This is a genomic window from Chryseobacterium sp. GW821-FHT04C04 (assembly GCF_059420365.1).
Window position 1 is genome coordinate 171,458 of record NZ_JBWKTO010000004.1, and the last position, 13,917, is coordinate 185,374.

The window sequence follows — 13,917 nt, forward strand, 5'->3', positions numbered from 1 at the left end:
ATTGGCAACCATCAACAAAAAACTGTTTTCACACCTGAACGTAGAGGATAGTGATCCTGTATGGGAGAAGTTTGCTGAGGTTGAATTTTCAAAGAAAAATATATTTCCGGACGATAAAGCCTATCTTGTAGAAGATGGGCTTGTCCGTAAATATTACATCAACAGCACATCGGATATTGACACCGAAATCTGTGCAGAATTTTACTTTCCCGGTGATATTTTTACCGTTGAAGAAAAAAGCTCCGATGCTGTTTACGAATCTATCAACAACGGACTGGCTTGGGAAATCACCCTTGATGAGGTGAAAGATATGTTCGCGGTAAATCCACACTGCCGTTTCGTTCAGAATTACTATCTGAGCAGAAAACTTAATGCTGCTATGAAACGGGAAATGCTTCTGCTGAAAAACACTCCGCAGGATCTCTATGAATACTTGCTGAAGAACAAACCTCATTATATTCAGAATATTCCTCTGAAATACCTGGCTTCCTATATTGGGATTACGCCTATCTCTTTAAGCAGAATCAGAAAGAGGATTCATTAAGGCTAATAAAAAAAATATTATTAGAGTGTCATTCACAACTATATACCTGCTTTATAAGTTGAAGAACTATAGATATATCAACTTTATAAACGCAAAGTTTTTATTTTCAGCTACGCAGTATTTAAGTAAGCAAAGCGTGGATCGATTGAAAATCGATTTGATGAAGCGAAGCCTTATCACTAGCTTGGTCAACGGCTTGCCGTCATCTTTGCACTCTTAAAATCTGGAGTTTAATAATAAAAACCTTTGCGTTCAACAATGATCAGCACGATTCATCAATTCAAAAAATAACTACAGGAATTCAAGATGATAATTCACTTATATCTTTCCTCCTCCTGTCCCAATTAATTATCTTTTGTTTATTGTCTTGCCTTCCGGAAGTCTTTTCCTTTGCTGAAAAAAGAATATGGAAATACAAAAACTCAACTGGGCAGGCATTCGTCTCACTTCTCATCACAAAACTATCTTAATAGATGCGGTGGAAGACTTCTCTTACTATAAACCTGTTTTGGGTGATGCTGTAGAGAATCTTATGGAATTTTCAGAGCATGTGCAGGCAGATTATATCCTCTTTACCCACTTGCATCTCGATCATTTTGACAAAGGAGTGATTCGAAAATGCTTAAAGAAAGACGGAAAGCTAATCGTCTATGCAGGACTGGAATCTGTTGTGAAAAAGTTGGTAGATGATGTAGAAATCATTGTTCTTGATCTTAATGAAACCTTTACAGAAAACAATATCACCTTCAAACCCGTATTTGCCATGGATGGAGTGGGAGAAATACAATCCTCCTGGATCGTAGATGATGGGACTACCAAAATATTCCATGGCGGAGATACCATCTGGCATAATCAATTCTGGAAGCTCGGAAAAGAAAATCCAAACATAGACTATGCCTTCTTACCGGTAAACGGTGTCATTGTCAATTTTGAGATCATCGGATTGGAATATAGTCCTGTTCCCGCTTCTCTTAATCTGAAAGAAGCTTTTGCTGCGGCTCATCTTCTACATGCCAAAAAGCTGGTGCCTATTCATTACGGATTGTTTGCTCATGAGAAATGCTATATTCCTCAGGTTTTTGATGATCATGATTTGAAGAGCGTTTCGGAGGAAGTAGGACAGGAGTATATGATTCTGAAAGATGGAGCCGTGTTGACAGAATCTTAAATGGTATTAGTAAGGAAAATTGTCATTCTGAATGAAATAAAATGTAATGAAGAATCTCAACAGGAATTGGATGGTAAAAAAACTCCTTGGTTCATTTTAGTAAAAACAAATTAGAAAACGCAAAGGCGCAAAAGGTTATTAAAATAAACTTTCTTAAGGCGCAAAGATTTTATCTCCGATAAAATTGATGACGTGTCACTTGCTGGAAATCTCACATTGAGCAAAGTCGAAATGTTCTTGCGCCTTACCATAAAACGCTCAAAAACCTTGCGCCTTTGCGTTTTTCCAATAAAAAAGCTATGAAAAGTTTTCAATAGCCTAGTCTTGATAATCGATGAGTTTATATTCTATTTACTCTGTTTCTATATAGTTTTTCAACTCTTCGAGATCTGTCCAGACATAAGAAGAGCCGTATTGACAAATATAAATACCATCCTCCTCAAAAATAATACTGATATTAGGCATTTTTCCAGTGTTCTCCGCATGCCTGAAATCCCGGAAGAGTTGATGGGCATATTCATATTTTTTCTCAAAAAGAACAGAGTTTTCCAACAACTCCTGAATTTCTGCAGTTTGTCTGTCTGTAAGATTTGTTTTTAATTTATATTCGAATCCCATAATGATTCCTAATATTTCAAAATTAAAATTTTGTCTGAAAATAAGATCTTAAAATTAAAATTGTCGGTAAATTATTTTGAGTTTATTTTTTGAATGTAGGTGTGGGAATTTTCGTCCGTACCAATGTTAACTGTTGTTTTGTTTAAACTCTATGACGAAATCTTTATTGTTTAAATTTCCTTTCAGTATGGCTTCATTTTGTTCAATTATTTCTAAAACACCAAGATCAAATTCTTTATGATGATTAGGGCAAAGAACAACTAAATTTCCTATTATGCTTTGTCCACCATTTTTTACAGGCATAATATGTGCAACTTCAACATAATTGTTACCATTTTTAGTTGAAATTTTTGAATTGCAATCAGGAAACTGACATTTATAATCATATATTTTTTTATATAGATTAACGATTGGGCTATCACTCCGAAGTATTTTGTTTATTTCCAATAGTTGTTTTTTAGGACTTATTTCTTGCATCTTCTGATTCAAATATTCAAGTTGTTCGAAATAATCTCTAATATTATTTTTATTTCTTCCATTTGTAAGCTGATGGTCAATCAATGTTTGGGTAAATATATTATTTGAAATATTTAAAAAGCCCAAACCAAAATTTCCGCAATATTTTTTAAAGTCTAAAAATCCTACTATGTTATTTAATAAAATAGGTTTCTTAACGTAACTGCCTGTACCTACAACATCGATAAAATCTTTATAGTCAGAGTTGAAGTCTTCAATTACGAATGATGCCCATAGATAATAATTTTTAATTTTATTTTCTGTCTTTCCAACAATTAAAAAACATATACTTCCTTCCGCTTTAAAAACACTTTTTTTCCTCGTGTATATCCAAGTTTGCCTTATAGGCTTATCATTCAATTCGATGCCTTCAATTTTTAGATTAAAATCCAAGTCATCCGCAGGATACTCTTGGAGATTATCAGCATTATGGTATTGTATGTAATATTGGGATTCGGTATTCATAAATTTCACTAATACATATATTAGTATATTGCGTTATCTAAACTATATTATCAAATATATAAAAACTATCTAAACTATAATTGTAGGGAAGTTTTAATTTAGAATGTAATTTTGGAAGCTAATATTAGTGGAGAGTGAGATATTTAAATTTCTTCAGTGATGCCATCTTCTTCAATATCGATTCCATCTTTAGCAAGTGTGTCATAATATAGTTTAGTTAATTCTGATGTTAATAAATCATCATTTAATATTTTTATAAATAAATCTTTAGAAACTTTAGTGTCTAAATTGAATTGGGTTTCATCCTCATTTAATCTAATTTTCTTTTTAGTTAAAGGATGTGATTTTGAAAATGCTATGATTTCAATATTAGGAATATTTAATTTTAAAACAGGGGAACTTCTGGCAACTTTTGTAAGCTTACGTGCAAAAGTAATATCATTTACGAGCTCAGTAAGAGAATCTATATTAGCTACAATATTCATTCTTTCGATTACTTCTAAGCTTGATGTAGCTTCTCTAATAATTACATCATGGATTCCAAAACTTTTTTCAATGGATGGTAAATCTATTATTATTATCTGATTATTTACTCTCATGGCTTGAAATTTAGGAGAGATTCTAAGTAATTCTTCATCAAATTTTTCTAATCGATGATTAGATTTTTTTAAAAATGCTCCTCCTCTTCCGATTACTTCAATTGCAGAGACATTTTTGAATAATGTTATTTCATTATTATTATCAGCTAATACAATAATTAATGATTTTATATCGGCAAATTTTGAATGTCTCAAATTGAAATTTGGTAATCTATCATTACCAACTACAGACTCTAATAATCTTAGTTTATCAGGTATTTCTAGATCATATTGATAAAAAGCTTTACCTCTTTCATCAGCTGTTGATAAAGGTAAAACGAAATAATCATTTTTTTCAATTATCATATTATTAATAGAATTGACAAATAATATTTTAAATACAGGTAAATCTTCTGCCTTAATATCTAATTTCTTAGGTTCTTCATTTTCTCCTGTTAATGCATAAATTATTATTTGTAATTCGCCTTGTGGATTTGATAAAAAAGTTAAAGCTTCGTCTAGTTGGGTTTTATTCATTGGGTTTTATTTTTGATGCATAATAAATTCTGTCGTCAAGTTTAAAATACTTTACTCTATCGTGTATTGTTAGTTTCTGTTTTGTTATTAATATCCTTGATTTCCTTATTTCTCCATTTCTGAATTCTCCTTCCACTTTATATATTCTGAACTGCAGTATTGCTAATGTTGGATTTGCATAGAATAAATCAGTTCTTATATAAATTATACTTATTATTAAAAGGATAAATACGAAAACAATTACATATCTTAAATTTTCAAATTGAAAGCATACTAAAGGAATGATATATGTAGTTAAAAATGTCAAATGTTCGTAATCTATATTTTCAACCTCTGAAATTTTAAATGATAGTTCCGGTGTCCCTTTTGATTGATAATGGAAATCAATAAAAGAATATAAGCCGATGATAAGTGCTAATAAACAGAATAATGGGATTATATTATTAACAATTAAATATTCAATACCAACAAATTCAAAATCCTCCTTAAAATAACATGGAATATGAGAAGTTATAATAATAATCATAACAAATAAGAACCATAACGAAAGAAAGAATAATCCAATTTTCCTAGACATATTTTTAATCTTATAATTTTCAAATATATATCTGTTAAAGTATACTTCCTTACGGTTTCCCATAACTCAAAAACTTTCCACTCCAACATTCTGCTCACAACCTCCCCAACCTCTCCGGAGCTCTAAAACAATAGTAAACCAAATCTCCCGAGTTTCAGGGGTGTTTGTGACTGAACAACTTTTAATTACAAAACATTTTAAAACCCTTTCCAACCTTTTCTACCATAAACTCATCTTTATAAGCAAAAGAAGACTATGAAAATTACTATGCCCAAACCCTGCCACGAAAACTGGAATACAATGACCCCTGATGAGAAAGGAAGATTCTGTACCGTCTGTTCCAAAACGGTGAGAGATTTCAGGAACGCTCAGGACGATGAGATCATAGATGTTTTTGCGAAGGCAACGGAAGAGATCTGTGGGAATTTCAATCCGTCACAGCTTAACAGGGATTTAAATTATTCCTATATCAATGCTTTATTGGTGAAATTTACAGTTGGTGTCATGCTGACAACGGGAGGGATGGTACGTGTGAATGCACAACAAAATAAAGCTAATGATACTTTAAAAATTGAAGAAGTGCAGGACGTTGTCTTGTCTGAATTCAGGAAAGAAAGGAGATTACTTGGTTCAGTTTCTGTAGTGTCCATGGATGCTTTAGCCTGCAAAGAAAAGGAAGGTAAAGGAGCCGTTTCCGATGTACCCCAAATATTGTTCAGCCAGATCTCTCCTAATGTGCATCAAGAGACAAGTGCAATACGCATTGGAGGGGTACCTTCAAGCGGAGCAAAACCCTATAATCCATTGTATGTTGTAGATGGAAAAATAAGTGATTATGAGAAAGTAAAAGCACTGGATCCTAATGTAATAAAAACAGTTAATGTTTTGAAGGAAGCTTCTGCAACGGCAAAGTATGGCAAAAAAGCAAAAGGTGGAGTAGTTGTAATTACGACTAAAAGGAAAGATAAGAAATAAACGATATTTCAAATACAATGTGCCAATATTCCTATTATTAATTTATATTAGTATAAAAAATAACCATGAAACTTACCATACCTAGGCCTTGTCATGAGAACTGGGACAATATGACTTCCGAGGAAAAGGGAAAATTTTGTTCTTTCTGCTCTCAATCTGTTTATGATTTTACAGATCTTTCGGATGAGGAAATCAGTAATTTTAATTTTGATCAAAAGACATGTGGCCGGTTCCGGGAAGACCAGCTAGGCAGGAATCTGAATTTATCAATTGCAGGTAAGATGGCAGCAGGACTGCTGATTGCAGGTGGAGGTTTGTCAACATTCCACGCACAGGAAGCAAAATCTCAGGAAATAACAATGTCTAATGTTGCATTCAATAAACTGGCTGATTCGCCAAAAGAAGATACACTTAAAAAGAAGTCTTTTAGGTTGATAATAGGACAGACGGTTTCAGAGCGAAAAGATCATGTCTTAATTTTATTGGACAATAAAAAGAGCTCTGCAGAGGAATATAGACAACTGCCCCCTGGTAGTATTGAGAGTATCAACATTATCAAAGATAAAACTATTTTGGAACAATACGGTAAAGAAGCTGAGGATGGAGTGATAGTCATTACAACGAAGAAAGAAAAACAACACTGAAAAAAATAAAATTTTCTATTACAGATTTACAATTATATAACTCCTAAAAAATAACGATGAAACTTACCATACCAAAACCCTGTCATGAAAACTGGGAAACAATGACAGCCGATGAAAAAGGAAAATTCTGTGGGGTTTGTTCTACAACAGTAACAGATTTTACAGGCTATTCGGATGAAGAACTTTTAATGAGCTTTAAGTCTGATAAAAAGGTTTGTGGAAGATTTACAGATGATCAGCTGGGAAGAAATCTAAACTTCTCATTAACCTCCAAAATAGCCTTAGGATTATTGGCCGCCGGTGGGATGATAACAACTGCCAAAGCACAGGAATTGAAAGGTGAAGAAGTAAAGAAAGTAGACTTTAAAAAAGGACTCCAGGGGGTAGAAGTCATCAACAATACATTAAATAAAACCACGTGGCTGGGTATGCCTACTGAGGAGGAAATTGAGGCTACACAACCGTTGATCCTTCTGGACAATAAAAAGATAAATGAAAAGAAGATGAAAAAAATAAACGGAGATAAAGTGAAAAGCGTAAAAATACTTTCCGGTGAAGGAGCCACTAAATTGTATGGAGCCAGAGGCAAATATGGCGTTATTGTGATTGAAAGTAAAAAATAAGAGCATGCTGAAATTTATGCAATAGGGGTGATTATCATTCGGAATCAATTGTTTTTTACCCAATAAATTAATACATTGAAGGATGAAAAAAATTGGAATTATAGGTTGTGGCTGGTTGGGCGGTCATATTGCAGAAAGATTATCCGGGCAATATGAGATTTTTGCAACCACTACATCTGAGTCTAAAATACAGGATTTATCAGATAAAGGATATCACGTTACACAGGTTAGTTTTGAAGACGATAGATCCAAAACAATAAGAGAATGGGAAATTGCACCGCAATTGGATGCCGTGATTATTACCGTTCCTTTTGCAGGCGTAAGGGGTGCTGAAATCCCATTGCAGGAGAGAGCTCAGAATCTGCTTACATTTCTTGGAGATTATAAAGGGCAGCTCTATTTGATGAGTTCTACCGGCGTATATCCGAATATTGATCAGGAATTTACAGAAGATGACCGATCTGCAGAGGATGTTCCCAGTGAAAGTGCAATAGCAAACAGATTCCCGGAGGTCAATATTTTAAGACTGGCAGGATTAATGGGTGATCAGCGCCTTTTAAAGAATTATAATATTTCAAACTTGGACTTGCTGGTCAATCATATTCATTATGCCGATATCTGTTCGGTTGTTGAAAAAATGCTGGAAAATAAATCTCATTCCAAAGTCTATAATGTGGTGGCCCCTGTTCATCCCAATAAAGAAGAGATCATCAATGCCCAGAAAGATCTGCCTTATTCAGGAGAACGCACGACCGAAGGCCGAATTATTTCATCAGAAAAATTAATTTCAGATCTGAATTTTGAATTTCAATATCCTGATCCGAGGTATTTCCATTTGTAAATGGTTCAGGAAATGGAGTGATTCTGATGACCCCTAAAAAGAAAAAAAGAATGTAAAATAAGAGTTCCGGCGATCGAAGATCGCCGGAACTCTTTATAATATTAAAAGCAAAAGCTTATTTTCCCACGGCTGCAATAGCGGCCTCATAGTTGGGTTCCTGTGAAATATCCGGTACCTGCTCTTCGTAAATAATGTTTCCTGCAGGATCTATCACAACAACAGCTCTGCTCAGTAATCCTTTCATCGCAGAATCTACCAGTTCCACCCCATAGTTCCATCCGAAATCTGAACGGAAATCTGAAAGCATGATCACATTTTTGATCCCTTCCGCACCACAGAATCTTTTCTGGGCAAACGGCAAATCTTTGGAAATACAAAGCACTACCGTATTGGGAAGATTTCCTGCATCCTCATTGAAATGGTGTACAGATGCAGAACAAACTCCTGTATCTACACTCGGAAAGATATTCAGGATGACATATCTTCCTTTGTAGGAATCCAGCGTCTGATCATTCATATTGACATCGGTAAGGGTAAATTTAGGCGCAGGCTTATTCAGGGCCGGCAATTTGGCATAAGTATGTACTTCTTTTCCTCCCATTAAAACGGTATTGGTTGCTTTGGATTTTTGAGCAAAGCCCACCGCAGAGAAGAATAACAAGGTACTGAAAACTAATTTTGAAAACATGAAAATTTATTTTTCAGCTAAATTATTCTTTTTTCAGGAGCTAAGATTAATTTTAATTCAAATAGATCGAATCTATGATCAGATTATTTTTTTCAAAACATTTTACTTCTACCTTTATATTATCAAACGTTGCAGTTTCGAAGTGTCATTCAGAATGACGAAAATCAAATTGTTTGATTTTTGAGACAGCCTCAATTTTATCACATAAAAAAATAGAAAGATTTATGAGTTCAGAAAATACAGCATCATTCCATCACATTTTTAAAAATGAAAACGAAATCCCGGAAGAATATAAAGTACCGGTTATTCATCAGAAAACCTATCTGCTGAATGGTGAGCTGGTAGAATGGAACGGAGAGGTCACCGAAATCTATTCTCCGGTATGCATTCCTACAGAAAACGGATTAGAAAGAAAACTTTTGGGAAGTATCCCGAATATTGGTCCCAATGAAGCGATGGAAGTGCTTGAAGCCTGTGTAAAAGCTTATGATAACGGTCTGGGTGAATGGCCTACAATGTCTGTGGCAGGACGTATCAAATGCATGCAGAAATTCGTATACCTGATGATCCAGCAGAGAGATCTGGTGATTAAACTGCTGATGTGGGAGATCGGGAAAACATTGGCCGATTCTACCAAAGAATTTGACCGTACTGTAGATTATATCAATCAAACCATTGATGCCCTGAAAGACCTGGATAGAGAATCTTCACGCTTTCAACAGGCAGAAGGAACTATTGCACAGATCAGAAGAGCTCCGCTAGGAGTAGTCTTAAGCATGGGTCCATTCAACTATCCTTTGAATGAAATTTTCACCACCCTTATTCCTGCTTTGATTATGGGCAACACCATCCTGTTCAAACTTCCAAAACATGGGGTATTGGCTCACTATCCTTTATTAAACGCTTTTAAAGAAGCATTCCCGAAAGGAACTGTAAATACATTATACGGAAAAGGATCAGAAATAATCACCCCGATTATGGAAAGCGGAAAAGTGAATGTGCTGGCTTTCATCGGGTCAAGTAAAGTCGCTAATGGACTGAAAAAACTGCATCCTAAAGTAAATCGTCTAAGAGCAATTCTGAGCCTGGATGCAAAAAATGCAGCTATTGTTACCAAAAATGCAAACCTGGATGTAGCGGTAAGTGAATGTATTCTGGGAGCACTTTCTTTCAACGGGCAACGCTGTACAGCATTGAAGCTGATCTTTGTACAGAAGGAAGTTGCAGAAGAATTTACCAAGAAACTAAGTGAAGCGGTATCTGCTCTTAAACCTGGACTGCCATGGGAAAAAGAAGTGAAAGTAACTCCGCTCCCTGAAGTAAATAAACCTCCTTACCTGAAAGAATGTATAGAGGATGCTTTACAAAAAGGAGCAGCCGTCCTGAATAAAGATGGAGGGTATACAGAACAATCTTTTGTTTTTCCGGCAGTGGTATATCCTGTAAACAGCGATATGAAGCTGTATCATGAAGAGCAGTTTGGTCCGGTGATTCCTGTTGTTCCGTTTGAGGACATAGAAGAACCGATAGAATACCAGGTGAATGCATCCCATGGAATGCAGGTGAGTATTTTCAGTGAAGATGCGAATGAAGTTGCAAGACTCATTGATCCTTTTGTAAACCTTGTAAGCCGTGTTAATATCAACTGCCAGGCACAGCGCGGACCGGATGTCTTTCCTTTTACGGGCAGAAAAGATAGCGCTGAAGGAACGCTTTCTGTTTTTGATGCACTCCGTTCATTCTCTATCCGTTCTTTGGTTGCTGCAAAACTGACGGATTCTAACAAAGAATTACTCAATACTATCGTCAGAGACCATGATTCCAACTTCTTGAGCACCGATTATATTTTCTGATTCTAAACGGTATCGTATTTAACATAAATAAAAATCCTCAATTAACTGCTGTGTTTTTTGAGGATTTTTTTAACTTAATGCCGGAAATTAGAGTTTTGTGTTATAATAAGGTGGTGTTTTTGTAAATATCACCTAAGGATTAGTGTGTACATCATGTCTTCACCCGAAAAAGAATTTTTAGAGAAAATTGAAAAGCACAAAGGTGTTATTTTCAAGATTTCTAAAATGTATATGGATAATAAGGACGATCAGAATGACCTCTATCAGGAGATCATTTACCAGGCTTGGAAATCATACGGTGATTTTCAAAAGAGAAGTGACTTCTCTACATGGTTGTACAGAACTGCGCTCAACACGGCAATTGTTTTTCTGCGGAGTGAAAAAAAACGTAGTTTTATACAGAACCAGAATATAGATGGGCTGGGCGTTCGGCAGGAACCTTATAATGATACGGATGATATGAAAATGAAAATGATGTATGAAGCCATCCATCAGTTGAGCTCCATTGATAAGGCCCTTATATTTTTCTTTTTAGAGGGCTTTTCGGGAAAGGAAATTTCTGTTCAGCTGGGAATTACCGAAGTGAATACACGGGTAAAATTGAAAAGGGCAAAAGAAAAGCTGAAAGAGATCATTGCCAGACAAGGAGGAGGTTCCAATTAAAACATAAAACATGGAGTTAGAAAACTTTAAAGAACTTTGGAATAAAGATACAGGAAAGGAGTCTCCTGAAATTTCTCTGGAAAAGCAGAGAGAAATACATTCTCCGTTGCAGATGCTGAAAATCAATATGGAAACTGAATTTTGGCTGATGGTCATTACACTGCCATTACTTTTGACCAATTTTCCATTTGCTTCTACAGATTCTAATATTAGAACTATATCAGCATTTGTCACCATCCTGACACTCGCTTTTATCGTTTATTTTTATTCCCGTTTTCGGAAATTGTATAAACTGCTTCGGAAAAACAGCATCAATACGAATTACGATTTATTCAATCTTAAAACACAGCTTCTTATCTCGAAAGAAATTTACATTTCCTATTATATCTCCTACATACCTCTTGGTTTCATTCTGTCATTGATCAAAATTAATTTTCATTTTGACATGGAGTATAACTTGGCCATTTTCGGAATAAGTCTTCTGATTACTCTGTTACTGGTTGCTTTTATTATAAAGTATTGGATCTATTATATGTATGGAAGGTATATAGATGATGTGGTACGCCTTGTAGATGAGCTCAATGATATTGAAGTAAAATCTTTAACCCAGAAGAAGGGAACATGGTTTGAACGTTCACAGAAATTTTTCATGAACAAGTTTGGAATTAAAGGAAATGTAGTGAACACTGTGATATGGTTTGCATCCATGTATATTTTGATCATTGTATTCCTGACAGTTGTACTTTTAATCATCATCATAGCAGGAGCGAAACTGGATTTCCTTGATTTCGGATCATTGCAAAGAGCATTAAATAAACTGAATTAGAAATTATTTTATCTTCTGCAAATTTTCTATCTTTAAAAACTTGAGTTGTAAAAAAATATCAGATGGATGAGATTAAAAATCAGATGTATTCTATAGAAGAATTTCTGGAACTCGTAAAGAATAAACAGGACCGGAAGGCATCCTATGATCCGGATTATAATTATGCGGTATATTCTTCAAAAGATGAATTTAAGCCGGAAATGAAGGTTTTTATCGGGGATCCGCTGGATATTGGTGAGGATGATAGCGAAAGCTTGCCTGATTTTGTTTTTCATAATAAGCTAAAATATATGTGTTCTGATGAGAACATTCAGGATGTTGTGGATCTTGCATTCCGTCAGCGTGCCGAGGTTACATGCTCTCAGCTCATCACGGCATTGAACCATTATCTTGAAAAAGATGATTTTTTAGATTGTAAATAACAGTAGAATAAGATATTAAATAAAGAACCTGATATAAAAAATGTCAGGTTTTTTTTATGCCATATTTTTACTTTTTTATACTAACTGATTGTATTGTAAGAAAATTGTACAAATTAAAAAAAACATACAATGAAGTTTGGCGGTATTTTTCTATCAGTTTTTTTATTTCTTTTGTAAAAAACTGTAACAATTTTTTTAAACGAAAACTAACTCTATAGAGTAACAAGCCATGACCTCACAAGAAAAAGAGTTTATAAGTAAAATTGAACAGCATAAAGGAATCCTATTTAAGATTTCTAAAATGTACATGACTGAAAAAGAGGATCGTGATGATCTTTTTCAGGAGATTACATATCAGCTCTGGAAAGCATTTCCCAGCTTCAGAGGAGATAGCGAATTTTCAACATGGTTGTACAGAATTGCTTTAAATACAGCAATTATTTTCCTTAAATCAGAAAAAAGGAGAAGCTTTATTACCAATGAAGATTTTTCTAACCAGATGATTGTTCAGGAAGACTACGACTATCATAAAGAAGACCGCCTGGTTGAAATGTATAAGGCTATTCATCAGTTGAATCCTATTGATAAAGCCTTTATATTCTATTATCTGGAAGATTTTTCAGGAAAGCAGATTGCAGAACAGATGGGAATTTCTGAAGGGAATGCAAGAGTGAAAATGAACCGGGCAAAAACTAAACTTAAAGATATCTTAAGCCAAATAAAAACAAACAAACATTAAAATCAGTAATCCAATGAATATCGATGAATTGAAAAACACCTGGAATGAAGATATTGTGGAGGAAACTCCTGAAATAAGCACAGAACAAAGAAATAAGCTCAATCTTCCCCTTGAAAAAATACGTAAAAATATGCGTGTGGAATTCTGGTGGGTCATAGGAATCTTTGTCTTTGCCTTTTTAGTCTGCTCATTCTGCCGACCCTTCAAATTACAATTATATATAACGGTCTTAATTGCCTCCATGCTTATTGTCACCGTTTTCTTTTTTAGCAAGTTCTTTAAATTGTATAATGAAATCAGTAATCCTGTACCAAAGACCTATGATTCTCTGAAAGATCTGGTCATGCAGCTGAATCTGAATAAACAGTACTACCTTTCATATTATATCAGTTTTGCACCATTTATGGTATGTGAAATCCTTATTGTACTGGAGTTTATTCCCTGGCCTAAGCCTTTAAGTGAACTGAAGATTGCCGTGATCTTAATTGGTTCTGTGATAGGAGGGCTATTCTTGCTCTTCCTGGCTGGGAAATTTTGGTTTTACCGGTATTACGGAAGATATATTCAACATATTGAAGGTCTTTTGGAAGAATTAAAAAGATAGATAAAAAATATTTCGGCGGGCTAAAAGCCCGCCGAA

17 protein-coding genes are annotated in these 13,917 nt (G+C 34.6%); 12 read left to right on the top strand and 5 right to left on the bottom strand.

Going from position 1 to position 13,917, the window contains the following annotated elements; all coding sequences use genetic code 11:
* The first annotated feature begins 1 nt into the window (after position 1).
* Positions 2-544: a Crp/Fnr family transcriptional regulator gene (locus AC07UM_RS14125; protein WP_494683755.1), complete on the top strand. Its 543-nt coding sequence runs from the start codon at positions 2-4 to the stop codon at positions 542-544.
* A 406-nt stretch (positions 545-950) separates the two neighbouring features.
* Complete coding sequence (locus AC07UM_RS14130; RefSeq protein ID WP_494683756.1) at positions 951-1,712, top strand: MBL fold metallo-hydrolase; 762 nt, start codon at positions 951-953, stop codon at positions 1,710-1,712.
* A gap of 351 nt (positions 1,713-2,063) precedes the next feature.
* Here the strand turns inward: AC07UM_RS14130 and AC07UM_RS14135 are convergent, their stop codons facing one another.
* The 4 genes from AC07UM_RS14135 to kwaA form a co-directional block, all read right to left on the bottom strand.
* Positions 2,064-2,330: a hypothetical protein gene (locus AC07UM_RS14135; RefSeq protein WP_494683757.1), complete on the bottom strand. Its 267-nt coding sequence runs from the start codon at positions 2,328-2,330 to the stop codon at positions 2,064-2,066.
* Positions 2,331-2,456: 126 nt separating this feature from the next.
* Positions 2,457-3,311, bottom strand: coding sequence for an HNH endonuclease (locus tag AC07UM_RS14140; protein WP_494683758.1), 855 nt, complete (start codon positions 3,309-3,311; stop codon positions 2,457-2,459).
* A 143-nt stretch (positions 3,312-3,454) separates the two neighbouring features.
* On the bottom strand, positions 3,455-4,426 hold the full coding sequence (gene kwaB, locus AC07UM_RS14145) for an anti-phage protein KwaB (RefSeq protein ID WP_494683759.1): 972 nt from the start codon (positions 4,424-4,426) through the stop codon (positions 3,455-3,457).
* Positions 4,419-5,066 (bottom strand): anti-phage protein KwaA, encoded by a 648-nt coding sequence (kwaA, locus tag AC07UM_RS14150; protein WP_494683760.1) that lies wholly within the window; start codon positions 5,064-5,066, stop codon positions 4,419-4,421. Before kwaA ends, kwaB begins: the two co-directional genes overlap by 8 nt.
* A 192-nt stretch (positions 5,067-5,258) precedes the next feature.
* On the opposite strand from kwaA, the gene AC07UM_RS14155 reads away from it, so the two are divergent.
* From AC07UM_RS14155 to AC07UM_RS14170, 4 genes are all read left to right on the top strand, one after another.
* Positions 5,259-5,978, top strand: coding sequence for a TonB-dependent receptor plug domain-containing protein (locus AC07UM_RS14155; RefSeq protein WP_494683761.1), 720 nt, complete (start codon positions 5,259-5,261; stop codon positions 5,976-5,978).
* Positions 5,979-6,043: 65 nt separating this feature from the next.
* A complete protein-coding gene (locus AC07UM_RS14160) occupies positions 6,044-6,622 on the top strand; it encodes a hypothetical protein (RefSeq protein WP_494683762.1) in 579 nt (192 codons plus the stop codon).
* A 56-nt stretch (positions 6,623-6,678) separates the two neighbouring features.
* Positions 6,679-7,245 carry a hypothetical protein gene (locus AC07UM_RS14165; RefSeq protein ID WP_494683763.1) on the top strand — a complete coding sequence of 189 codons (567 nt, stop codon included), beginning with the start codon at positions 6,679-6,681 and terminating at the stop codon, positions 7,243-7,245.
* 82 nt (positions 7,246-7,327) lie between these two features.
* Positions 7,328-8,086 (top strand): Rossmann-fold NAD(P)-binding domain-containing protein, encoded by a 759-nt coding sequence (locus tag AC07UM_RS14170; RefSeq protein ID WP_494683764.1) that lies wholly within the window; start codon positions 7,328-7,330, stop codon positions 8,084-8,086.
* 115 nt (positions 8,087-8,201) lie between these two features.
* On the opposite strand, the gene tpx is transcribed toward AC07UM_RS14170, so the two are convergent.
* The gene (gene tpx, locus AC07UM_RS14175) at positions 8,202-8,774 is read right to left on the bottom strand and encodes a thiol peroxidase (protein WP_494683765.1); all 573 of its coding nucleotides are present in this window, start codon (positions 8,772-8,774) and stop codon (positions 8,202-8,204) included.
* A gap of 224 nt (positions 8,775-8,998) precedes the next feature.
* Here tpx and AC07UM_RS14180 point away from each other — a divergent pair, with 224 nt between their 5' ends.
* The 6 genes from AC07UM_RS14180 to AC07UM_RS14205 all read left to right on the top strand — a co-directional run bounded on the left by AC07UM_RS14180 (position 8,999) and on the right by AC07UM_RS14205 (position 13,881).
* A complete protein-coding gene (locus AC07UM_RS14180; protein WP_494683766.1) occupies positions 8,999-10,627 on the top strand; it encodes an NADP-dependent glyceraldehyde-3-phosphate dehydrogenase in 1,629 nt (542 codons plus the stop codon).
* 153 nt (positions 10,628-10,780) lie between these two features.
* Complete coding sequence (locus AC07UM_RS14185) at positions 10,781-11,290, top strand: RNA polymerase sigma factor (RefSeq protein ID WP_494683767.1); 510 nt, start codon at positions 10,781-10,783, stop codon at positions 11,288-11,290.
* A 10-nt stretch (positions 11,291-11,300) separates the two neighbouring features.
* Positions 11,301-12,116, top strand: coding sequence for a hypothetical protein (locus AC07UM_RS14190; RefSeq protein WP_494683768.1), 816 nt, complete (start codon positions 11,301-11,303; stop codon positions 12,114-12,116).
* Positions 12,117-12,178: 62 nt separating this feature from the next.
* Positions 12,179-12,538, top strand: coding sequence for a DUF7716 domain-containing protein (locus tag AC07UM_RS14195; protein ID WP_494683769.1), 360 nt, complete (start codon positions 12,179-12,181; stop codon positions 12,536-12,538).
* Between the two features lie 229 nt (positions 12,539-12,767).
* A complete protein-coding gene (locus AC07UM_RS14200) occupies positions 12,768-13,277 on the top strand; it encodes an RNA polymerase sigma factor (protein WP_494683770.1) in 510 nt (169 codons plus the stop codon).
* Positions 13,278-13,290: 13 nt separating this feature from the next.
* Positions 13,291-13,881, top strand: coding sequence for a hypothetical protein (locus tag AC07UM_RS14205; RefSeq protein WP_494683771.1), 591 nt, complete (start codon positions 13,291-13,293; stop codon positions 13,879-13,881).
* Positions 13,882-13,917: the final 36 nt, after the last annotated feature.

Coding starts and splice junctions, on each gene's coding strand:
- AC07UM_RS14185 (WP_494683767.1), top strand. CDS start 10,781: ATGTCTTCACCCGAAAAAGAATTTTTAGAGAAAATTGAAAAGCACAAA.
- tpx (WP_494683765.1), bottom strand. CDS start 8,774: ATGTTTTCAAAATTAGTTTTCAGTACCTTGTTATTCTTCTCTGCGGTG.
- AC07UM_RS14165 (WP_494683763.1), top strand. CDS start 6,679: ATGAAACTTACCATACCAAAACCCTGTCATGAAAACTGGGAAACAATG.
- AC07UM_RS14190 (WP_494683768.1), top strand. CDS start 11,301: ATGGAGTTAGAAAACTTTAAAGAACTTTGGAATAAAGATACAGGAAAG.
- kwaB (WP_494683759.1), bottom strand. CDS start 4,426: ATGAATAAAACCCAACTAGACGAAGCTTTAACTTTTTTATCAAATCCA.
- AC07UM_RS14205 (WP_494683771.1), top strand. CDS start 13,291: ATGAATATCGATGAATTGAAAAACACCTGGAATGAAGATATTGTGGAG.
- AC07UM_RS14130 (WP_494683756.1), top strand. CDS start 951: ATGGAAATACAAAAACTCAACTGGGCAGGCATTCGTCTCACTTCTCAT.
- AC07UM_RS14135 (WP_494683757.1), bottom strand. CDS start 2,330: ATGGGATTCGAATATAAATTAAAAACAAATCTTACAGACAGACAAACT.
- AC07UM_RS14180 (WP_494683766.1), top strand. CDS start 8,999: ATGAGTTCAGAAAATACAGCATCATTCCATCACATTTTTAAAAATGAA.
- AC07UM_RS14200 (WP_494683770.1), top strand. CDS start 12,768: ATGACCTCACAAGAAAAAGAGTTTATAAGTAAAATTGAACAGCATAAA.
- AC07UM_RS14170 (WP_494683764.1), top strand. CDS start 7,328: ATGAAAAAAATTGGAATTATAGGTTGTGGCTGGTTGGGCGGTCATATT.
- AC07UM_RS14160 (WP_494683762.1), top strand. CDS start 6,044: ATGAAACTTACCATACCTAGGCCTTGTCATGAGAACTGGGACAATATG.
- AC07UM_RS14140 (WP_494683758.1), bottom strand. CDS start 3,311: ATGAATACCGAATCCCAATATTACATACAATACCATAATGCTGATAAT.
- AC07UM_RS14195 (WP_494683769.1), top strand. CDS start 12,179: ATGGATGAGATTAAAAATCAGATGTATTCTATAGAAGAATTTCTGGAA.
- AC07UM_RS14155 (WP_494683761.1), top strand. CDS start 5,259: ATGAAAATTACTATGCCCAAACCCTGCCACGAAAACTGGAATACAATG.
- kwaA (WP_494683760.1), bottom strand. CDS start 5,066: ATGGGAAACCGTAAGGAAGTATACTTTAACAGATATATATTTGAAAAT.